The sequence below is a fragment of the Pseudomonas sp. C 49-2 genome, from assembly GCF_003970195.1.
GTDB lineage: Bacteria > Pseudomonadota > Gammaproteobacteria > Pseudomonadales > Pseudomonadaceae > Aquipseudomonas > Aquipseudomonas canadensis.
Map to the genome: position 1 here is coordinate 145,628 of NZ_RXYG01000001.1, position 21,749 is coordinate 167,376.

General features: G+C 63.0%; 15 protein-coding genes. 6 read left to right on the forward strand and 9 right to left on the reverse strand.

Going from position 1 to position 21,749, the window contains the following annotated elements; all coding sequences use genetic code 11:
* The first annotated feature begins 51 nt into the window (after positions 1–51).
* Positions 52–429, forward strand: coding sequence for a hypothetical protein (locus tag EJ576_RS00705; RefSeq protein WP_126569407.1), 378 nt, complete (start codon positions 52–54; stop codon positions 427–429).
* On the opposite strand, the gene pbpC is transcribed toward EJ576_RS00705, so the two are convergent.
* The 3 genes from pbpC to EJ576_RS00720 all read right to left on the reverse strand — a co-directional run bounded on the left by pbpC (position 426) and on the right by EJ576_RS00720 (position 9,212).
* Positions 426–2,726, reverse strand: coding sequence for a penicillin-binding protein 1C (pbpC, locus tag EJ576_RS00710; protein WP_126569408.1), 2,301 nt, complete (start codon positions 2,724–2,726; stop codon positions 426–428). The genes EJ576_RS00705 and pbpC overlap by 4 nt on opposite strands.
* Complete coding sequence (locus EJ576_RS00715; RefSeq protein WP_126569409.1) at positions 2,707–8,505, reverse strand: MG2 domain-containing protein; 5,799 nt, start codon at positions 8,503–8,505, stop codon at positions 2,707–2,709. Before EJ576_RS00715 ends, pbpC begins: the two co-directional genes overlap by 20 nt.
* Positions 8,506–8,582: 77 nt before the next feature.
* Positions 8,583–9,212, reverse strand: a complete 630-nt coding sequence (locus EJ576_RS00720; RefSeq protein ID WP_123478408.1) for a LysE family translocator — start codon at positions 9,210–9,212, stop codon at positions 8,583–8,585.
* A 135-nt stretch (positions 9,213–9,347) separates the two neighbouring features.
* On the opposite strand from EJ576_RS00720, the gene EJ576_RS00725 reads away from it, so the two are divergent.
* Complete coding sequence (locus tag EJ576_RS00725) at positions 9,348–9,821, forward strand: Lrp/AsnC family transcriptional regulator (protein ID WP_126569577.1); 474 nt, start codon at positions 9,348–9,350, stop codon at positions 9,819–9,821.
* Between the two features lie 21 nt (positions 9,822–9,842).
* Here the strand turns inward: EJ576_RS00725 and EJ576_RS00730 are convergent, their stop codons facing one another.
* Genes EJ576_RS00730 through EJ576_RS00755 form a run of 6 tightly spaced genes read right to left on the reverse strand, consistent with a single transcriptional unit; the run spans position 9,843 to position 15,524 of the window.
* Positions 9,843–10,775 (reverse strand): phosphatidate cytidylyltransferase, encoded by a 933-nt coding sequence (locus tag EJ576_RS00730; RefSeq protein WP_010207670.1) that lies wholly within the window; start codon positions 10,773–10,775, stop codon positions 9,843–9,845.
* A 1-nt stretch (position 10,776) separates the two neighbouring features.
* On the reverse strand, positions 10,777–11,397 hold the full coding sequence (locus EJ576_RS00735; protein ID WP_122730013.1) for a 1-acyl-sn-glycerol-3-phosphate acyltransferase: 621 nt from the start codon (positions 11,395–11,397) through the stop codon (positions 10,777–10,779).
* A gap of 9 nt (positions 11,398–11,406) precedes the next feature.
* Positions 11,407–11,850, reverse strand: coding sequence for a hypothetical protein (locus EJ576_RS00740; protein ID WP_122730011.1), 444 nt, complete (start codon positions 11,848–11,850; stop codon positions 11,407–11,409).
* A complete protein-coding gene (locus EJ576_RS00745; RefSeq protein ID WP_122730009.1) occupies positions 11,840–13,138 on the reverse strand; it encodes a phosphatase PAP2/dual specificity phosphatase family protein in 1,299 nt (432 codons plus the stop codon). The genes EJ576_RS00740 and EJ576_RS00745 overlap by 11 nt, the downstream gene beginning before the upstream one ends.
* Positions 13,139–13,140: 2 nt before the next feature.
* A complete protein-coding gene (locus tag EJ576_RS00750) occupies positions 13,141–14,889 on the reverse strand; it encodes a bifunctional alpha/beta hydrolase/class I SAM-dependent methyltransferase (protein WP_126569410.1) in 1,749 nt (582 codons plus the stop codon).
* An 11-nt stretch (positions 14,890–14,900) separates the two neighbouring features.
* Complete coding sequence (locus tag EJ576_RS00755) at positions 14,901–15,524, reverse strand: CDP-alcohol phosphatidyltransferase family protein (RefSeq protein ID WP_061434689.1); 624 nt, start codon at positions 15,522–15,524, stop codon at positions 14,901–14,903.
* 305 nt (positions 15,525–15,829) lie between these two features.
* On the opposite strand from EJ576_RS00755, the gene hflK (EJ576_RS00760) reads away from it, so the two are divergent.
* The 4 genes from hflK (EJ576_RS00760) to EJ576_RS00775 are packed head-to-tail and all read left to right on the forward strand — an operon-like array spanning position 15,830 to position 21,638.
* Entirely contained in the window at positions 15,830–17,734 is a 1,905-nt protein-coding gene (hflK, locus tag EJ576_RS00760) for a protease modulator HflK (protein WP_126569411.1), read from the forward strand.
* A gap of 12 nt (positions 17,735–17,746) precedes the next feature.
* A complete protein-coding gene (gene hflC / locus EJ576_RS00765) occupies positions 17,747–18,724 on the forward strand; it encodes a protease modulator HflC (protein WP_126569412.1) in 978 nt (325 codons plus the stop codon).
* A complete protein-coding gene (gene hflK / locus EJ576_RS00770; protein ID WP_123478413.1) occupies positions 18,721–19,755 on the forward strand; it encodes a protease modulator HflK in 1,035 nt (344 codons plus the stop codon). The genes hflC and hflK (EJ576_RS00770) overlap by 4 nt, the downstream gene beginning before the upstream one ends.
* A complete protein-coding gene (locus tag EJ576_RS00775; protein ID WP_126569413.1) occupies positions 19,752–21,638 on the forward strand; it encodes a cation-translocating P-type ATPase in 1,887 nt (628 codons plus the stop codon). Before hflK (EJ576_RS00770) ends, EJ576_RS00775 begins: the two co-directional genes overlap by 4 nt.
* The last annotated feature ends 111 nt before the right edge of the window (positions 21,639–21,749 follow it).

Genomic DNA, 21,749 nt, shown 5'->3' on the forward strand with positions numbered 1-21,749 from the left:
CCCTGGAGGCCCGCCCGGGTCTCCAGGCTCCCGCGAAAGGACGCGCCCTCAATGCAAGCCCCCTCCCAGCTTCACCAACGCTTGAACAACCGCCGCTTCACCGTCGCCAACAATGCCCAGGGGCTTTCCGGCTCGGGCACGGTGTTTCATTACCTTGTGGAGGGTGATGCCATCTCCAGCACTTACCAGGGCGGGCGCGTTCGCCTGGGCACGCAAGTGGGACGAGTGACAGGCCCGGACACTATCGAATTGCTGTTTCAGTGCCTGACCTTGGACGGTGAGCTGCTGTCCGGTTGGTCGCGTGGCACGGTCGGTTTGGATGTTGCCGGGGCTACCACGCTGAGCTTTGTCTGGGGTTGGTTGTCGGGGGCAACGGGAGGCGGGGAGTCAAGTTACGTTGAGCTTGCTGAGTGCGACAACCACTCCTAAGGCACAAACTCCACCCGCAACCCCCGACTCACACTGCGCCCCTGATCATCACTGACCCGCAACCGATACTCCCCCGACTTGCCCGGCCGCCAATTCAACGTGGTTTGCGGTGGCCCTTGGCCGATCAGGGTTTGATCGGCAAACCAGTACAGCGTCGTTGCATCGCTGGCGGCGTTGGCATTCAGCGGGATGCTTTCCTGGGGCTGGGACAGGCGCAGTTGATAGCTCACCTGGGTCAGCGGCGAGCGGATCTGCGGGGCTTCGCTCTGGTCGCTGAGGCGGTTGGGCTGACAGTTTTTCATCACGTTTGGCGGGGTACGTCGCGGCAGGCCGGCGGCGCGGTACAGGCGTTGCACATCGCTGGGCCAGAATTCGAAGACTTCTTCGCGGGTGTATTGCGCGTCAAACGGCGGGCAGGCGGCCTTGCCGGTGCGGGTGTCGATCAGCACCGGGCGGTGCAGGTTCGACACGCGAATCGGCGATACGCCGGGGATGTACCAGGTCTTGCGGGTTTGCGGGCACCAGCGGTTGGGCAACTCGCCGGACGCGGCGCAGACAGCAATGCGCACTAATCCGGCGGGCGGTTTGTCGGCTTTGATCACCACGTTGGGCAAGGCCAAAGGCAGGGCGTCGGCGATGCGGAAGAACAACGGCGCGGCGGTCTTGGCCCCGATGAAGGCTGGGTTTGGACGACCATCGAAGTTGCCCACCCACACCACCAGCACGTAGGGGCCGACCAGTCCTGCACTCCATGCATCGTGAAAACCCCAGGAAGTGCCGGTTTTCCAGGCGGTGCGCCAGTGACGTCCAGGCAGGCCATCCGGGCGTGGGTTACGACGCAGCATGTCGCGCACCATGAACGCTGCCTGGGGCGTCAGCAGTTGGGCGCCGGTGGTCTGGGGCTGTTCCTGCAAATAGCGCAATGGCCGCAGATGCCCATCACCGGCCAGCATCACATACAGCCGCGCCAGCTCTTCCGGGGTCATTTCACCACCACCGAGGGCCAGGGCCAGGCCGTAATGGCTTTCGTCTCGCAGGCCTTTGATCCCAGCGCGTTGCAACAGTCCATACAAAGAGGGTGACTTGACCTGGCTGGCGAGCCACACCGCCGGGATGTTGCGACTACGGATCAGCGCATCCCGCGCTGTCAGTGGCCCGACAAAACTGCCGTCGAAATTTTCCGGTTGGAAGTAGCCGAAGTTACTCGGCAGGTCCTTGAGGATGCTCATGGGGTGGATCACCCCTTGGTCCAGCGCCAGCCCGTACAGGAACGGCTTGAGTGTCGACCCTGGCGAGCGCCGCGACAGCACGCCATTGACCTGGCCGTGAAGGCTTGTGGATAAGTAATCCGCCGACCCGACCAATGCCTTGACGCTCTGGTCGCGGCTGTCGATCAAGATCGCCGTGGCGTTTTCCACACCCGTGCTGCGCCGTTCGGCGATGAAGCCGGTGATCAGACGTTCGAGCAATTGTTGCAGCGGCAGGTTGAGGGTGCTGTTCAGCTCAGTGCCGGGCTGGGATGCCAGCAGTTGCTCACTCAAATGCGGCGCAAGGAACGGGATGTGCTGGCGGTCGCGTGCTTCGAGGGGCAACTCCAGCAAACTGTCGTTACGCGGGTCCTGTGGGTAAGTCTCGCGCCAGTCGTTCATCAAGCGCAGCCGGGCGTTTTGCAGCGACGGCCCGAAGCGCGCTCGCCGCCCTGGCTGTTGCGGGATCACCGCCAGCGCCAGGGCTTCGGACAATGACAGCTGCGCCGCCGACTTGCCGAAGTAGATACGGCTGGCCGCTTCGGCACCTTCGATATTGCCCCCCATGGGCGCCAGGTTCAGATAGGCCTCAAGGATGTCGTGCTTGCTGTAGCGCGCCTCCAGCCACAGTGCCAAGGCCATCTGTTGCAACTTGCCCGGCACCTGGCGGGTGTTCAAGTCCCACAGGCGCCGTGCCAATTGCATGCTCAAGGTCGAGCCGCCCTGGCGCTGGCCACCGCTGTAGGTGGCCATGGCCGCGCGAAGCAACGCCGGGGGATTGATCCCCGGGTGCCAGTAGAAATTGCGGTCTTCCTTGAGCAGCAAGGCTTCGACCAATGAAGGAGAAATCCGCTCCAACGGTAGCCAAAGACGGTATTGCCCGTCATCCGCCAAGGTCATGCGCAGCAGCGCGCCGTCATCGGCCAACACCACCCGCGATGAGGTCACGGCCTTTTCCAGCGGAGCATGGGGCCACACCCGCAGCCCCACCAGGACCACCGCCGCTGCGAACAGCGGCAGTGTCAGTCGCTTAAGGCTTGGTAATTTCAAGCTGGCCTACTTTGCCGCGCCCTTGCAGGGTGGTTTCGTACATGCCCTCGGCGTAGGCCGGTGGCGTATTGAAGGTGCCCGCGTTGGTAGCGCGCACGCGGTATACGAAAGTGCCTACATCGCGCAGCGCGGTACCGTACAGCACCACGCGATCATCGCGCACATCGACGTACTCCGGCTGCCAGTTGCTCAGCTCGGTTTCGCCGATGGGGGCTTGCCAGCTTTCTTCTTCCTGGCTGTCCTCTTCCACGTACTCGGACTCTTCGCCTTCCTCGCTGCTCGCGGCTTCTGGCTCCGGCGGCAAGTTATACACAGGCTCGACGCCACCCGGCAGCAGGTCGACCACGGCCACTTGCTGCACCTGGTCACGGTCGGTCGCGCGCAGACGCAGGCGCACCAGGAACTCATCGCCTACCGCGACCTTGCTCACCGGCTCGCCCTTGAGGTCGAGGTATTCGTGGATGATCTCCAGGCCATTGGTGATCGGCTTGAGTTTGGCGCCCTTGTCGAAACCGGCTTCGCTGAGCATGAAGAACGCCGCCGGGCCGTCGGATTTTTCCATCACCAGCTTCTGCGTAGCGCCCGGCACGGCGGCGCGGGGTGGTTGGCCGGCCATCTCCAGCAATTGCTGCTGCTTGTCCCCCAGCCAGGCGGTGGCCTTGAGCGTCATGTCACTTTGCGCACGCTGGCCGTAGTTGTCCAAGGCGCGCAACAGCAGGGCGGCCGACAGCGAGTTGTAACGTTGCTCGTTGAGGCGCTTACCGAGTTTATCCAGCAGCGCTGTAGGCACATCGTCCATCAGCTCTGGGAAATGTCGGGCCAGCAGGTGCAGGTGTTCGGTGTCGTGCACCAGCGGGTCGTAGTACAAACCGTCGCTGTCCCACTTATCCACAAGCGAACGCCAGGGGATTTTGCGGAACAGTGTGTCAGCCTGGCGATCCTGCTTGAGCAGCTTGTAGCTGGCCGCCAGGTAAGCGGCGCCCAAGTCGTTCTGCCAACTATCCTTGAAGTAGCCCTCGTAGCGCTCGCGGATATCGCTCAAGGCGCCGCTTACCAGAATCCCCTGACGGCTTAGCAGGTAACTGGCGTAGGCGCGGTTGCGCAATTCCGACAGGCCTTCGCTGGGGCCATTGGCCAGGTCAGTCAGATACGCATTCGAGCGCACCAACAGGTCTTCCGGCACCGGCAAGCCGCGCTCCTTGGCTTCGATCAAGAAGTCGGTGGCGTACAGGCTGGCGTACGGCGCCACGTCCGGGTTTGCTGCCCACAAACCAAAGCCCCCGGCCTGGTTCTGGCGCTGGCGCAGCATGCGCACTGCACTGCCGAAGGCCTGTTCGGCTTCAGGTGCGTTGCCGCCCCAGATCAACGCCGGCATGGCCTTGGACACCAGTTGCTCGGTGCAGGCGTAGCCGTAGTCGTCCAGGTAATGCTTGAGGCCGTTGGCCCATACCAGTGGCGAGGCCGCCACACCCAACTGTACGTCGCGCAGTTGGCTGAACAGCTCTCGGGTCGGCTTGAGCTCTTTGCTGGCGCTCTCAAAGCGACCCAGGCTCAGGGCGACGCGATGTTCGCTCAGTGGGCGGATCGAAGTGGTTTCGGCCACCTGGATACGTTTGCCGTCCGGCAGCACTGCGACAAAACGCAGGTCCGCCGACCCCAGAGTTTCACCGACCTTGATCTTGAACTCGGCGGTGCCTTCCTTGCGCGGTTGCAGGGACAAGGTGCCGCCCTTGTCGCCCTGTACCTTCAGGCCATCGCTGGTCTGCAGTTCAAACTTCACCTCTGCCGCCGCGTCGAGGTTGCTGAACACCCCGGCGCTGACGTTGAACACATCCCCCGGCGCCACAAACGCCGGCACGTTTGGCGTGATCACGATCGGACCGCGGACTTCGGTATTGGCTTCGCTGACGCCCACGCTGTCGCTGTCCACCGCCACTGCAAACAGGTGAAGCTTGCCGTTGAAGCTGTCCGGCACCTGGTAATGCAGCACGGTCTCGCCAGTTGGCAGGTCGACCAGTCCAGACCACCAAGCCACGGGCGGCTGGTGTTTACGCTTGAACGGGTTGAGGTGATTGGCCAGGGCGCCTTCCGTATCGCCACCGGGCGCTGCCCCACTGAGCAGACGGCTGAATTCCGGCAGGATCAGGTCAAGGATCTGACTGGTGCCTACTTCCAGCGCACGTTTCTGAAAGAAAAAGCCCAGCGGGTCCGGCGTCTGGTAGCGCGCTACTTGCAGGATGCCTTCGTCCACCGCGTACACCACCGCGCGGCCTGGGCGGTCGGCGTTGACCTTGATGTCGAGCATCTGCCCCGGCTCGATCTTCGCCGGGCCTTCAACCGCCAGCGCCATGCGCCGCGCATCCAGGTTGATGCTGAAGGGCACCACGCCATAGGACAGAGGGCTCATGTACACCTCGGCCGAACCCATATCGCGCACAAACTGCACGTTGACGTAGGCATTGCCCTCAAGCCCCGCAGGCACGCGGATATGTTGCACGCTGTTGGTGCTGTCGGCCTTGAACCACTGCTGGGTGTAGACCTTGTCCCGCTCGATGGTGATCAAGCCGGCACCGGTATACGGCGCGCGGATGCTGATCGCAATTTCATCACCGGTGGCGTAGCTGCGTTTATCCAGGCGCAGTTGCAACTCGGCATTGCGTTCCAGGGAGCGCGATGTGTTGCCACGCCCGGCCACGCTGTAGTCGATCTGGTTGAGCAGGTTGCCGTTGGCGTCCTTGAGTTGCAGGGTGAAATCGCCCGGCGTGCCGGTGTTCAAGGTCTGCTTGGCGCCCTCCTTGGTCATCAGCAGCGGTGAGGCCGGCTGGCTGATGTTTTTGATGCGCGACTCGTACTTGTAGGTGCCGTTGGATTGTTTCACCAGCACCGACACATAACGGTGCTCGACCACCTCTGTAGTCAGGCCGTCCACCGCCAGGGGCGAAAGGTCCGGCGCGACGGCCAGCCATTGCACTTGGCGCGGCGCATCCTTGGCGACGTACGACAGCGAGTCCTGACTTTTCACACCCACAAGGTAGGGTGCGGACGACACCAGCAAGGCACTTTGCGCCGCCACATTGCGCCCGCCTTCGGCTTCGAACACCTGGCTCATCACCTGCAGGCGATAGGTGCTGTTGGCGAAGCGTTGCAGGTTGAGGTCGAGCACGGCCTGGCCGTTATCGTCGACGGTGGTTTCGGCCAGGTCTTCAGTGGTGGCGTCTTCCAGGGAGTCGTTGAGACGGAAACGGTAATCCGGGTAACGATCAAACGCAGCGAGTGTTGGGCTCAGGGACATTTTGGCGGTCACACGACGGCCGGACGCCGGGGCGCCAAACAGATGCATCGCGGTGACCTTGGCGACCACCTGATCCGGTGGGATCCAGCCCTGCACCGGCGTGTCGTGCAGGCTCAGGCTGACCTTCATGCGGTCCGGTTCGAAGTCACGGACCTTGAAGCTCACGCTGCCCAGGTCGGTGCGGGTCTGCTTCTGGTCGATCAACTGCAAGGTCGCGGTGTATTCCCCGGCGGGGGCGACTTCGCTGCTGGGGAAATCAAAGCTTTCAAAACCGCTGGCGGACAGCTTCAACGGTTGGCGAATCACTTCCAGGCCACGGGGGTCGGTGATTTGCAGTTCCACCGGCAGGCCCAGCAGGGCGCCTTTCCAGTCGCCGCTGCGCACGATCATGCCCAGGTGCGCGGTTTCGCCCGGACGGTACAGGCCGCGGTCGGTAAACAGGTAGGCGCTGAGGCGATCAATCGCACCGTCTTCTTCCAAACCGCCTACATCGAAGCGCGACAGATCCAGTTGCTGGGACTGACGGGCGATCGGCAAAAACGACTGGTCATTGCCGCGAGTGACCACATACATCAGCGGCGTTTTCTCACGGCGCAACTCATCCAGCTTGGCGAAGTGCGCGTGGCCTTCGGCGTCGGTGCGGCCACTGCTCACCGGCAGACCGTTACGCCCAATGATGTCGACTTGTGCATCGGACACCGGCGAACCATTGCCGATGGACTGCACATACACGTCATGGCTGCCATCGCTGGAGCGCTTGGCGATGATGCCCAGGTCCGTCACCACGATAAAACGCAGGTCGCTGGTGCTGCTGCGGTCGTACTCGAAGGTGCGCTGGGCCGGATCATCCTGCGGGCTCAGCTTGAGCACGAAAATGCCGCGCCGCCCGCCATTGGCGGTGAGGTAGTGGCTGAGGTCCACGTTGTCGTAGACGGTTTTCGCCGGGTCATTGGATGACAGCGGGATATCCAGCGATTGACGCTCGACCATGCGATCGAAGTATTCGTTGCCGAAGTTCGGCCGGGCAAAGCTGCCGCTGCTTTGGTCCACCAGGTGTTGCAATTGGTTGGGCAGCAGGCGAGCGATTTCCACATGGGCGCCAGGCACACCGCGGGCCATGAAGCCCAGGCGTTTTTCGCCGTTGAGGCTGAGCAAGGCGCCGTCAGACAGGAACTGCAGAGTGCGTGGGTAAGCCGGCATGCTGATCAGCGACGGCGTAGGATTCTTCGCCAGGTAGCCGCCGATGGCTTCCAGGTTGGCGGGCACGCGTACATACACCGCGCGGCCCGCCGGGGCCTTGAATTTGAAGGCATGCAGAGTGTTCAGCGGCTCGACGCTGGGCACGTGGGTCAGGTTGAGCTTGGTGCTGCGGGCGAGCAGGGCGTCGTCGATCTCGTTGCTGCTGTAGGGGCGCGTGTCGTCCTGGGCTTTTTCCGGCAACAACCAGGCTTGGACCTTACCGGCAATGGTCTCATCGGCTACCGCGCTGGAACTGCTGAACATCAACACCGGCTCTGGTTCACCCCGTGCGTTGTCGACAAAACTCACTTCGGCGCCGGTAAAGGTCAGGCGATAGCGCCCGGGCACGGTGACTTCCGCCACCAGCGGCGCGGTGCTGGCGTTGCCACCATCGCGGGCCTTGATGCCTTCGTCGAGTTTGGCGCTGACCGGCGTGCTTTCCAGCGGGGTCGCCAGGGCGGCGGAGCGCACGTAGGCGTTGAGTTTTTTCTCGTCGAAGGTGATTTCCGGGCGGTTGGGCAGCTGGGCGTCGCGGTAAGCCAGGCCTTTGCCGAGGGTTACCGTGACGCGCTTGCGTAGGTTGTCTTCATCCACCGGGTGGGAAAAATGGAAGGTCGCCACCAACTGTTTCAGTGTCGGGTTGGACGGGTCCTGATACAGCTCGTTTTGCGCCAGGGTGGCGCGGAACGGTTGGGTGGAAAACTGCGTGCTGTATTGGTCCAGCAACACGCCATCCGCCAACAGGTTTTTCTTCGCCATATCCAAGGTGTAATGGGCGTCGATGGGCCAGTCTTTTTCCGGCACGAACAACAGGCTGCGGTCATCCGCCCAGCGCCAGGTGCCCGCCACCGCAGGTTTGAGGGTGATGCCTTCGGTGACCGGTTTGCCGATGGCCGACAACGGAGCCACGGACTCACCGAAACGCACCTGCAAGTTATCCACAACCGGGGTTTGCTGGGTGTAGTCGGTGAGGTTGGGTTTGTGCAGCGAGTAGCTCGCGGTATGCGGCTGTGGCAGGTTGGAATACCAGTGCCAGCCGTAGAAACCAGCGGCGGCCAGCAACACCAGGCCCACGAAGCCGGCACCGGTTTGACGCGGATAAGCGCGCGCCTTGCTACCCAGGTTCGCCAGCCCACGGCCGATGGCGCGCAGCCAGAACGGCGGATGCCATTGGCCAAAGACGGCCCCCACCATAGTCAATAACGCACCGACAATACGGCGGCTGATCGCTTTGAACGAATCGAACATGGTGAGCATCCCTGGCTAAGTGCGGCGTATCTTACACGCGTCTTTGATACAAAAGATGACGCCGATACGCCGCACTGCTAGGCGTGTTGCACAAAAGTGAGGCGTACCGCAAAACCGATCAAAAGACTGCCGAATAGCCACTGCTGCACACGCTGCGCCGAGCGATTGCGTGCCAGCCACTGGCCGATGCGCGCGCCGGCCAGGGCGTAGCAACAGTCGAAGGCGAAACCGACCGCGACCAGGATCACGCCCAGCAACGCGAATTGCGCCGCCACGGGGCTGGCTTGCGGGTTGATGAATTGCGGCAGCAGCACCGAGCAGAACAGCAGCGCCTTGGGATTGAGCAGATTGGTCAGCAAGCCGCGTTGCAGTGCGGCACGCCAGGCGTGGGTTTTCAGGGTGGCGTTGGCCGTATCGAGCGTCGGCAGCATATTTGCCCGCAGGCACTGCACCCCCAGCCACAACAGATAGGCCGCGCCACCCAGCCGCACCACATCAAAGGTCCAGGGCGCCACTTTGAACAAGGTCGCCAAGCCCATGCCTGCCAGGGCCACATGGCAGGCGCGGGCCAGTCCCAGGCCAATCGCGGTGGTCAGCGCCAAGGCTTTGCCTTGGCGCGCGCCGGTCTGCAGCAGCAGGATCATGTCCGGCCCTGGCAGCAGATACGCCACCGAAAGAGCCACCAGAAACAACCAGAGTTCCGCCATGTTCCACCCCCTTGTGTGTTGGCCAATTCTAGGGCCGAAGGGCGGGGCAGGTGCTTGCGTAGTCAGCCAGAAAAGCGTCTAGTCTTGGCACTATCTGCCACTTATTACTCTGTAAGCCATCCACTTATGCCAAATCTGAAACTCGATGCTTTTGACCGCAAGATTCTCGAAGCCCTGCAACGCGACGGCCGCCTGAGCAATGTGCAGCTGGCGGACGAGATCGGGCTGTCTGCCTCACCCTGCCTGCGGCGCGTGCGGCTGCTGGAAGAAGCCGGTGTGATTCGCGGCTACCAGGCCACACTGGATCGCGATGAAGTGGGCCTGGGGATGATGGTGTTCGTGGGCGTGAAGGTGGAGCGGCATAACGACACCGAGGCCAATGCCTTTCGCGACGCAGTGACGGCGCTGCCGGAAGTGATCTCGGCGTTCCTGGTGTCGGGGGAGTCGGACTTTCTGTTGCAGGTGGTGGTTCCGGATTTGCGCGGCTATGAGCGGTTCGTCACTGGTAGTTTGCTGAAGCTGCCGGGCGTGAGGGATATCCGCAGCAACTTCGCGATCCAGACCGTGAAAACCCCAGGCGCATTGCCGCTGGGGCATTTGCCAAGCTAATGACTGTAGGAGCCGGCTTGTTCAGGTCCACCAGTAGCGCACGAGGTGGAAGAAGATGGGCGCGGCGAAGCACACCGAATCCAACCGATCCAGCATCCCGCCGTGCCCTTCGATCATATGGCCCCAGTCCTTCACGCCCCGATCACGTTTGATCGCCGACATCACGATGCCGCCGGCAAACCCGAGCAGGTTGATCAGCAGCGCAATCAAGAACGACTGCCACGGGTTGAACGGTGTGGTCCACCACAGTGCCGCGCCGATCAGGGACGACAACAGGATGCCGCCGACAAAGCCTTCCACGGTTTTCGACGGTGACAGGTTCGGCGCGATCTTGTGCTTGCCGAACAACTTCCCACACACGTACTGCAATACGTCCGACAGTTGCACCACGATCACCAGGTAGGCAATCAGCAGCAGGTTGCGGCCTTCGTAGCCGGGGATGTCCAACGTCAGCAATGCCGGCACGAAGGACACGCAGAACACTGCGATCATCAAGCCCCACTGCACTTTCGACGCGCGTTCCAGGAAGTGCGTGCTGTCGCCACCCAGGGAGGCGAGGATCGGCAGTAGCAGGAATACGTACACCGGGATGAAAATCGAGAACAGCCCGTACCAGTCCGAGTAAATCAGCAGGTATTGCAGCGGCAGCGCCAGGTAGAACGCGGCCACCAGCGCCGGGTAGTCGCTGCGGCGGGTAGGTGTGAGGGTGAGGAATTCGCGCAGGGCGTAGAACGATACCGCATAGAACAGCAGGATCACCGCGCCGGTGCCGAGCCAGAAAGCAATGCCGATCACCACCACCATCACCCACCAGGCGTTGATGCGGGCGTTGAGGTTGTCGATGACGGCATTTGGGCTGCCACGGGTGCGCAGCTTGAGGATCAGGCCGATCAGCGAGGCGAGCACCAGGATGGCGCCGATGCCGCCGAACAGCATCAGGGTTTGGCTATCCATGTCAGACATGCTCCGGGGCAAGGGCGAGCAGGGCATCGCGGGTGCGGGTGAGAAAGGCAGTTTTGTCTTCGCTTTCTTCCAGTTGCAGCGGCGCGCCGAAGCTGGTGGTGCACAGCAGGGGCAGCGGCAGGACGCGGCCCTTGGGCATGACCCGGTTGAGATTGGCGATCCACACCGGGACCAATTCGGCCTGTGGGTAACTTTTCGCCAGGTGATACAAGCCACTTTTGAACGGCAGCAGGCCGTCTTCAAGGTTGCGTGTGCCTTCGGGGAAGATAATCAGCGAATCACCGCCTTCCAGAGCGTTGAGCATGGGTTGCAAAGGGTTATCCACAGGGTCCTTGCGTTCGCGGTCGATCAGCACGCCGTTGAACACGCGGTTAATGATGTAGCGGCGCAAGGCGCTTTTATTCCAGTAATCGCTGCCGGCCACCGGGCGCGTGAATTTGCGCAGGTTCTGCGGCAGTGAGGCCCACAGCAACACGAAGTCGCCGTGGCTGCTGTGGTTGGCGAAGTAGATGCGTTGCACCGGCACCGGCGCGCACCCCAGCCACAGGCTGCGGGCACCGGTGACGGTGCGGGCCATGGAGGTAATCAACGTGGCGACCACGGGTTCGAACATGGGGATTCCTTATCCGGCGAAAGGCAGCCAAGGGCTGGCGAGGATCACGCCCAGGGTCAGCAGCGCTTGCGCGCCCAGCAGCCAGGCTTGTTTGCGCAACAGTTTGAGCGCGCCACGACGGCGCTCGGTCCAGGGCCGGCCAATGCGCTTGGCCGATTGCAGGCCAAGGGTCTGCAAGGCCTGGTCGAGGTCCGGGGTGCGGTCGATATCGCGGGCCAGCAGGGCGAACAGATCGGCATCGAAGGCCACGCGCAATGCCCAGTACTTTTGCAGCAGCCCGAGGATAATCATCCACAGGCTCAGCAGCAGGCAGATCGGCGCAATACTCGCCATCAGCAGTTGAGCCAGGCCAAACGCGACGCCGACCAGGGTCAGGCCTGTGGATAACTGATCCAGCGAGCGACCACGACGCAGCAGGCTGGCGACAACCTGCAGTTCCATATCAGCGGGCATGGGGTAAACCCTCCAAAGCTTCACGGTGTGCGGGGTGCAGGACCACATCGGCCCGCGCTGTACGAATGATAGTCAGCGCATTCTCTATCGTCGCGGCGCGCCCGGTGTGCAGTAGCCAGGCCGCGACGGCGGTGGCGCTGCGCGAGTAGCCGAGAGCGCAGCACACCAGCAATGGGCCACTTGCGCGCAAGTGCTCGATGGCTTGCGCGGCTTGCAGGCATTCGGTGGGGCTCGGGGCAATCAGGTCCAGCACGGGAATCAATTGGTAAGCGCGGCCCTGTGGATTAATCGGCAATTCGGCACAGAGATCGACGATGGCCTTGAAGGGTTCTTGCTCGCTCGTTGTAGGAATACGCCCAAGCCAGACGTTATCCACAATCAGGTCGGGTTGTGGATGCTTGCGTGTCCACAGGCGCGAGTTGACCCAGGCGGCGGCCAGATAGGGTGCATAAAGCCAACGCGCGGCGGGCGTCAGTTGGCCGTCAGCGCGTTTCTGGAAGCCCGCAGCGCCGAGCACGAAGTAATTCGCTTTGATCAAGGCGAGGGAAACCGCAGGCCAAAGTATCCACAGCCATGCGCCACCCATCACCAATGCAAGGATCGCCAAGGCCAAGGCGCCTACGCCATAGCGCACACCCAACCGCCAGCGCTTGGGGTCCCGCGTCAGCCGTGCATTCAACAGTGGGCTCGTATTTTCCACCGGCCACAACCACACACACAGCCAACCGGCGAGGGCGCCTGTGGGTAAGTCGATAAAGTGATGTTGATAAGTGGTCAGCACCGAAATGCCGATCAACGCGAACCAGCCATGCACCAGCCAACGCCAGATTCCCTGGGTATGGCGTTGGTACATGACCCACAGGATCACCAGCAACGCGATATGCAGGGACGGCGCCTGGTTGAACGGCTTGTCGAACCCCGCCAGCACCGCAAACAGCCAGCCAAACACGCCGTCCAACTCCGGCCGCTCGAAGGTGAAGCGCAGCGGCCAGATCAGGAAGCAGCTCACGGCGATCACTTGGGCACTCAGCAAACGCAGCGCATGTTGCTTCAACTCATGCCGGGTGTTGGGCAGCAGCAGGGAGAACCCGTAGAGCAGGTCGATGGACCAGTAGGGCACGATGGTCCAGGCCCAGAACGGCATATGGGTTTCCCAGCCGAACACCAGCGTGCCGACGTCGCTGCGCTGGCTGGTGACCCAGGTGGCAAAGCCATAGGTGCTGAAAAACAGCGGCGCCAACAGCAGTAGCCACAGGAACGCAGGTTTCAATAAGCCGGGTTCGCGCATGCTCAGATCTTCTGTGCCAGGGACACCGTGAAAATGCCCCACTCATCCACTCGCTGGGTGATCTTGCGGAAACCGGCGGCTTCCACCAGTTGATCCATTTCCGCTTGGCTGCGGCGGCGCATCACCCAAGCCTGGCCCTGGCGGTGGCTGGTCAGTGCGCGTGCGATCAGCTCCAGTTGCGGGTGCCATGGCTGGCCGGTGTAGACCAGATAGCCGCCGGGCTCTACGGCCTCAGCGAGGCCCGCCAGCGAACCGCCGACCATGCCGTTATCGGCAAACAGCTCATACAACCCGGACACCACCGCCAGCGTCGGCTTGGGGTCCAGTGCCGCCAGGTCCAGACGGTCGAATGCGTCACCTTTGACGAACTGCGCAATATCCCCCAGGCCTTTCTCGCGAATCAGCGCGCCACCGTCGCGCACGTTGATGTCGCTGTAGTCGCGCAGCAGGATCGATTCCGGCAGCGGCGACACACCCTGCAAGGCTTCCAGGATGTAGCGGCCATGACCGGCGGCGATATCCACGATACGCACTTCGCGATCTTCTCCACGCAACTTGGCCATCGCCAGGCGCAGGAGTTCCTCCACATTCAGCTTGCGCTGGCGAATGCCGCGCCAGCCGATGGAGTTGAGGTAGTTGGTGTCGATCATCCGTCCCAGCCCGCCCTTGCCGGTGGGCGTGTTGCGGTACACATAGTCCAGGGTGCTGCCGGAGTCGAAACCGGTGTCGAAGCCCAGCTTCACACCGTCCGACAGGTTCTTGCCCAGGCCCATGCTGGCGCGGGTCATGCGCCAGTACAGGTCGCGCAAGGAGTTGCGCGGTAGCGGCGCGGCGAGGGCTTCGGACTCGGCGCAGGTGGCGCCCAGCTTGTCGGCGTCCAGCAGTGACGCGCGGTCCAGCGGGTGTTCGAAGTTCTGCAGGATGAAACGCCGGGCGCTGCTCACCGCAGTGGCGCGCTCGCGTTCGCCGAGGGTGTCGTGGAAGAAACCGGGGAGAATGTGCAGCTCTTTTTTCAGGCTGCCGAGGCGGTCGAAAAATTGCTGCTGGGGTTTGCGGTGCACCACAAAGTCCGAACCCGAGATCAGCAGTTGCGTCGGCACTTGGATCGCCTGGGCATCGGCGACAACCCGGTCGGCCGCTTCGTACAGGCCGAGCAGCACATTCACCGAAATGGCCTTGGTAATCAGCGGATCGCTGTCGTAGGACGCCACGCGCTCCGGGTCATGGCTGAGGAACTTGGCCTTGACGTAACTGTTGACGAAAAAGTTGCCACGGAACTTGCGCATCAGCGCCAGGCCTGGCCGGGCGAATGGCACGTAGAGCTTGACCTTGAACGCGGGGGACGCGAGCACCAGCGCGCGAATCTTCGGCGCGTAGTCGTGCACCCACGTCGCGGCAATCACCGCGCCGACGCTTTGCGCAATGACGGCGAAGTTGTCTTCCTCGATGCCATAGGTGGTGCCGATGTGGTCGCAGAAAGTCTGCACATCACGGGCGCTGGTGGCGAAGCTGGGGCTGTCACCGCGCTCGCCGGGAGACTGGCCATGGCCACGGGCGTCCCAGGCGAAGAAATCAAACTGCGGCAGGTTCAGCTCATCCACTAGGTGGGCGATACGTCCCGAATGCTCATGGCCGCGATGGAGCAACACGATTGCCTTGCGCGGCCCGGTAGTCTCCATGGCCGGCCAGTGCCGGTAGAAAAGCTCGACGCCGTCGTGGGTAGTGAAGGTGTGCTGTTGCTGTTCGCGCATCGCAAAAATCCTTATGCAATCGGTGAGGTTTCTTGTTGTTCTTTGAGGCCCTGGCGCACTCGGTTGACCAAGGTGTAGGCGAGCAGGGCGGCCACCAGCCACATCACCGCGTCGACCCAACCCGCGCCCAGCCAACCCAGTGCCACGCCGGTGGCCAGTACGCCGAGCACGAACGCGCGATCGCTTTTGCCCATCGGCCCGTCATAGCGTCGCGATGCGCCCACCATCGGCCCCAGCACGCCGGCGTATTCGCTGAACACCGCCAGTAGCGCCACCAGCAGCACCGGCGCCAGGCTCACGCCGGGGATCAGTGCAAACGGCAGGATCAACGCGCTGTCGGCGATCACATCACACAGTTCATTCAGGTAGGCGCCCAGGCGCGACTGTTGGCCGAATTCACGGGCAAGCATGCCGTCGATGGCGTTGAGCGCCATGCGCAGGATCATCCACAGCGGGATCAGCGCAAACAGCCACAGGTGTTGGGCGAAGCTGGCAATCAACAGGCCGACCAGCAAGGAAATCACGCCGGCCAGCACGGTGATTTGGTTGGCGGTGGTGCCATTGTCATAGAGGCGCTGCACAAGAGGGCGCAGCAAGTTTTGAAAACGCGGCTTGAGCTGATAGATCGAAATCATGGGGAGTGACGCTTCCTTGTCCGTGGACCCGCGAAAAACTGTTCTGGAGTGTGCCCGATTCTTCGTGGCCTGCACCAGTGATGGCGCGTGTTTCTGGGGGTTTAGTCACGATATCGAACGCGCTGAAGAACAAATGTGGGAGCGGGCTTGCTCGCGAATGCGGTGGATCAGCCAACTATTAAGTGACTGACACTCTGCATTCGCGAGCAAGCCCGCTCCCACAGGGAATTTGCGTTGTATTCGAACAAAAATTTCACGCTCCGTGTTATATCGTAACGAATCATGTACAGGCGGGCGTTGAGTGGATGCAAGTGGATCTGGAAGCTGACGGCGCTTCGGTGGAAGGCCTTCCGCGTTTTCAACAGGGGCTGTTCCATGCCCGCCGATTGCGCCAGGCCGGTATCAGCCTGACGGTGTTGGCGGTTGCCGGCTGGGTGCTGGCGCTGTTTGTCGCGCTGTTTGCGCCGCTGTCGATCTGGCCGGTGGTGCTGATCAACTGTGCCTCGGCGTTGCTGCTATTGGTGGCGGGTTTGCAATCGGCGTGGTGGGTGGCGGATTGGCGTGCCCAGGCGTTGGAAGAACCGACGGTTGATGTGCCGGTTGAAGACGCAAGCCGGTACGCGCGGCTTGTGGAGCGTTTTGGCAAACAGATCGGTACGCCGGTGTTGTGGCTCGGCGGCTGGTCGTTGCTGGCGCTGGTCAGCATTGTCGAGTTCTGGAACCTGGCGCTGCCCGCCGCACCGGTCGGTCAATCGGCAAGCATCGGCGCCGCGCTGGCGTTGGGATTGGCGTTTGGTTTGCTGGTGTTTGAACGCCGTCTGGCCCAGGAGACCGCCGCGCAATGGCCGGAAGCCTCGCAACTGGCGCAGTTGAGCCGAGTAGCGATTATTTGCCTGGTGGTCAGTGCGGTGTGTCTGCTGTTTGCCGGGGCTAACTCAGTCTGGCCACTGAGGTTGGCTGTGTTGATCGGTTTGCTGCCGGCCTTGGTCTCGCTCGAATTTCTATTAAGAGCCGTGCTGTCCCTCTTCAGCCCACGCCAGCCACGCCTCGAGCCGCGCCTGATGGCGCAAAGCTTTATCGCCGGATTGTTACGCTGGCCGCCGCAACCCTTGCTCGCATTGCAACATGAATTGCACAACCGCTTCGGCATCGACCTGCGCCAGATCTGGGCATTTACCTACATGCGCCGGGCGTTCCTGCCGGTGTTGCTGGTGGTACTGGCGGTAGGCTGGGCGCTCACTGGCGTGCACGAAGTGCCCCTGCAAGGCCGTGGGATCTATGAACGTTTCGGCAAGCCGGTGCAGGTCTTCGGCCCTGGCTTGCATGCGGGATTACCATGGCCATTGGGCCGCGTGATCAGTGTGGAAAACGGCGTGGTGCATGAACTGGCCACCAGCGTCAGCGAAGCCGCTACACCGGAGCTGGCGCCTGCCGAAGGCCCGGCCCCGCTGATCGCCAACCGCTTGTGGGACGCCAGCCATGTGAATGACAAGTCCCAGGTGATCGCCAGCAGTAGCGGCGACAAACAGAGCTTCCAGATCGTCAATATGGATGTGCGGTTCGTCTACCGCATCGGCCTCACCGACCAGGCCGCGCTCGCCGCCACCTATAACAGCGCGGACGTGCCGACCCTGATCCGCAGCACCGCCAGCCGCATCCTCGTACATGACTTCGCCTCGCGCACCCTCGACGAATTGCTCGGCGAACAACGCACCAGTCTGGCCGACGAAATCGGACGCGCCGTGCAGGCCGACCTGCAAAAGCTCGACAGCGGCGTGGAAATCCTCGCCACGGTGGTGGAGGCGATCCACCCGCCGGCCGGTGCCGCCAACGCTTACCACGGTGTGCAGGCTGCACAGATCGGCGCCCAGGCGCTGATCTCCCGCGAACGCGGCGCGGCCAGTGAGCAAACCAACCAGGCGTTGCTGCAAGCCAGCACCGCCCGCGACCAGGCCACGGCCACGGCCCGCGAAGTGAACGCGGGCGCGCAAGCGGCCAACCTGCGCTTCACCGCCGAACAAAAGGCCTACGCCACCGCCGGGCAGGCGTTCGTGCTGGAACAGTACCTCGGCCAACTCAGCCAGGGCCTGGCCCACGCCAAGCTGCTGATTCTGGATCATCGCCTGGGTGCCGACGGCGCACCGACGATCGATCTGCGTTCTTTTACCTTGCCGGCCGATCCTTCGGTGCCGCGTAAAGCCGTTCAATAAGGAGTCTGTCTGTTGAGCGCTCATTCTCACGATCACGGTCATCACCACCACCATCATCACGGTGACGACCAAGCGGCCGGCCCGTTCCCCTGGCGGCGTATGGCCTGGGCGCTGTTGCTGGTGCTGTTTGCGGTCGCTGCCGCCAGCCTGGTGCAGGTGCGTTCCGGCGAGGCCACGGTGATTACCCGTTTCGGTAACCCGTCGCGGGTGTTGTTGGAGCCGGGCTTGGGCTGGCGTTGGCCGGCGCCGTTCGAAGCGGCGATCCCGGTGGATTTGCGCCTGCGCACCACCTCCAGCGGTTTGCAGGATGTGGGCACCCGCGATGGCCTGCGGATTATCGTGCAGGCCTATGTGGCCTGGCAGGTGCAGGGCGACGCAGACAACGTGCAGCGTTTCATGCGAGCTGTGCAGAACCAGCCGGATGAAGCGGCGCGGCAGATTCGCACCTTCGTGGGTTCGGCGCTGGAAACCACGGCCGCCAGCTTCGACCTGTCCAGCCTGATCAACACCGATGCCAGCCAGGTGCGCATCGCTGATTTCGAAGCGCAGTTGCGCCAGCAGATTGATCAACAATTGCTCACCACCTATGGCGTGCGCGTGGCCCAGGTCGGCGTTGAACGCCTGACCTTGCCATCGGTCACCCTCACGGCCACCGTCGACCGCATGCGCGCCGAGCGTGAAACCATCGCGACCGAACGCACCGCCGTGGGCAAGCGTGAAGCCGCGCAGATCCGCTCCGCCGCCGAGCGTGATGCGCGCATCGTGCAGGCCGATGCCACGGTGAAGGCTGCCGATATCGAGGCCCAGTCGCGGGTCGAAGCGGCGCAGATTTATGGCCGCGCCTACGCGGGTAATCCACAGCTGTACAACCTGCTGCGCTCTCTGGATACCTTGGGCACTGTGGTCACGCCAGGCACCAAGATTATCCTGCGCACCGACGCGGCGCCGTTCCGCGCCTTGGTGGACGGGCCGAAGGACGTCCAGCCATGATCGAGCGTGACAGCCCGGACAGCCCATGGATCCAGGCCGGGCGCCTGACCTTCCTGGCGTTGTACGCGGTGACGGTATTGGCGGCGTTGGCCTGGGCGTTTTCCAATGTGCGCCAGATCGACCCGCAGAACCGTGCGGTGGTCCTGCATTTTGGCGCACTAGACCGTATCCAGAATGCCGGACTCTTGCTGGCATGGCCGCAGCCCTTCGAGCAGGTGGTGCTGCTACCGGCAGCTGATCGGGTGATCGAACGCCGGGTGGAGAACCTGCTGCGCTCCGACGCGGCGCTCCAGGCCGACCGTGTAGCCAGCTTCGCCACGCCCTTGAGTGATGCGCTGGCCGGTTCCGGTTACCTGCTGACTGGCGATGCCGGCGTGGTGCAACTGGATGTGCGGGTGTTCTACAAAGTCACTGAACCCTATGCCTTTGTGTTGCAGGGCGATCATGTGCTGCCGGCCCTGGATCGACTGGTGACGCGCAGCGCGGTGGCCCTCACCGCGGCGCGGGACCTGGACACGATTCTGGTGGCGCGACCTGAACTGATCGGCACCGACAACGGCGCCGCCGAGCGCCGTGAGCGGTTGCGTGGCGACTTGGTGCAAGGCATCAACAAGCGCCTGGTGGAATTGGCTTCCACAGGCTTGGGATTGGGTATCCAAGTGACCCGTGTCGATGTGCAATCGAGCCTGCCGGGCCCGGCAGTCAATGCCTTCAACGCCGTGCTGACGGCCAGCCAACAAGCCGACAAGGCCGTGGCCAACGCGCGCACCGACGCGGAAAAACTCACCCAGACCGCGACCCAGCAGGCCGACCGCCTGGTGCAAGTCGCCCACGCCCAGGCCAGCGAACGCCTGGCCAACGCCCAGGCGCAAACCGCAACCGTTGCCAGCCTGGCCCAAGTTAAAGACCCGGGTTTGCTGCTGCGTCTGTACCGCGAGCGCTTGCCGAAAATTCTTGGCCAGGCCGGTTCCGTGACCACGGTCGATCCTAAAGACGACTCCCGTTTGATCATCCAGGGAGCCGAACAATGAGCGCACCCATGCTGACCTCCGCCGAACAGCGCAGCGCTGCCCGGCAATTGACCCTGGCCATGCTGGCCTTGGGTTTGCTGGTGCTGGGCCTGGTATGGCGCTGGCTGGCGCCGGACCAGACCGGCGTGAGCCAACTGCTGCTGGGCGTGGCGTCGTTGCTGGTGGCGGTACCGGTGATGCGTTCGGCTTGGTACAGCCTGCGGTTTCCGAGCCTGCATGGCATCACCGATCAACTGATCGCCCTGGCGATGCTCGGTGCCTGGGCCACAGGGGACCTGCTGACGGCGGCGTTGCTGCCTATCATCATGATCTTCGGCCATGTGCTGGAAGAGCGCAGCGTGATCGGTTCCCAGGAAGCGATCCATGCGTTGGGCAAACTGACGCGCAGCCATGCGCGGTTGGTGCAGGCCGACGGCAGCATTGTTGAAGTGGATAACGGCACGCTGAACACCGGCGATGTGGTCGAGGTGCGGGCCGGTGACCGGGTGCCGGCCGATGGCTTGGTGTTGTCGGGCCAGGCGAGCCTGGACACGGCGCCGATTACCGGTGAGTCAGTGCCGTTGGAAGCCAGTGTGGGCGTGCAGGTGTTTGGCGGGGCGATCAACCTGGATGGCTTGCTGCGCCTGCAAGTGACGCGCACGGGCAATGAGTCCACCTTGGGCAAGGTGATTGCGCTGATGCAGAACGCCGAGCGCGCCAAGCCGCCGATCACGCGGCTGCTGGAACGCTATGCCGGCAGCTATATGGTGCTGGTGTTGTTGCTGGCGGCGGTGACCTGGTTTGTAACCAACGACGCCCAGGCGATGCTCGCGGTGCTGGTGGCGGCGTGCCCGTGCGCGTTGGTGCTGTCGGCACCGGCCACGGCGATTGCCGGGATCGCGGTGGCGGCGCGGCATGGGATTCTGATTCGCAGCTCGGCGTTTCTGGAGGAGCTGGCGGACCTGACCTCGTTGGTGGTCGACAAGACCGGGACGCTGACCTTCGGCACCCTGCGCCTGCAATCCATCGAAACCACCGCGCCGGATCGGCAAGTGCTGCTCAATCTGGCAGCCAGCCTGGGCTCGGCGAGCAGCCATCCGGTCAGCCGGGCGTTGGCGGGGTTGGCAACGCAGGAACAACTGCTGGCGTTGACGGATATTCGTGAGCGCCAGGGGCTGGGCGTCGTGGCGCAGACCGATCGGGGCGAAGCGGCCTTGGGTCGGCCGGAGTTGTTCGAGCAACTGGGCATCGTCACCACCGCTGTACCGAACCACGATGGCCCCATCGCCGGGCTGGCGCTGAATGGGCAGTTCCTCGCCTGGTTGCTGCTGGCCGACAGCGTCAAGCCGGAGGCTCGCCAGGCCCTGCAAGAACTGCGTGACCTCGGTCTCGGTCGCCAACTGCTGCTTACCGGCGATCGTCAAAGCGTGGCCAACAGCCTGGCGCTGGAGGTAGGCATCAGCGATGTCGAAGCCCAGGCCCTGCCGGAGGACAAGCTCAACCGCGTGTTGGGTGAGATCGGCAGCGGCTTCCGTCCGATGGTGGTGGGCGACGGCATCAACGATTCCCTGGCGCTCAAGGCTGGCGTAGTCGGCGTAGCCATGGGCGCGGGCGGGGCGGATATTGCCCTGGCGTCGGCGGACGTGGTGCTGATCGGCAGCGACCTGCGGCGCCTGGGCACCTGTGTGCGCTTGAGTCGCCAGTGCCGGCAGACCTTGCAGGTTAACGTGATCATCGGCCTGGGTTGGACCTTGGCTATTGTCGTGTTTGCCGCGTTTGGCTGGTTGGGTGCGGCGGGCGCGATGATTGCAGCGGTGTTGCATAACCTCAGTACCTTGCTGGTACTGGGTAACGCCGGGCGATTACTGCGTTTTCAGGAACCGCTTTTGAAGCTCGAGGAATAATTTTCAGAAATTTTTGTACAGCGCTGTAACGCGCATGAGGGACCTCACTCTAGTGGTGTGTCGAGACTGAACAATCCGTTCAGACCGACACCCTTACTGATCTCTGAGGAC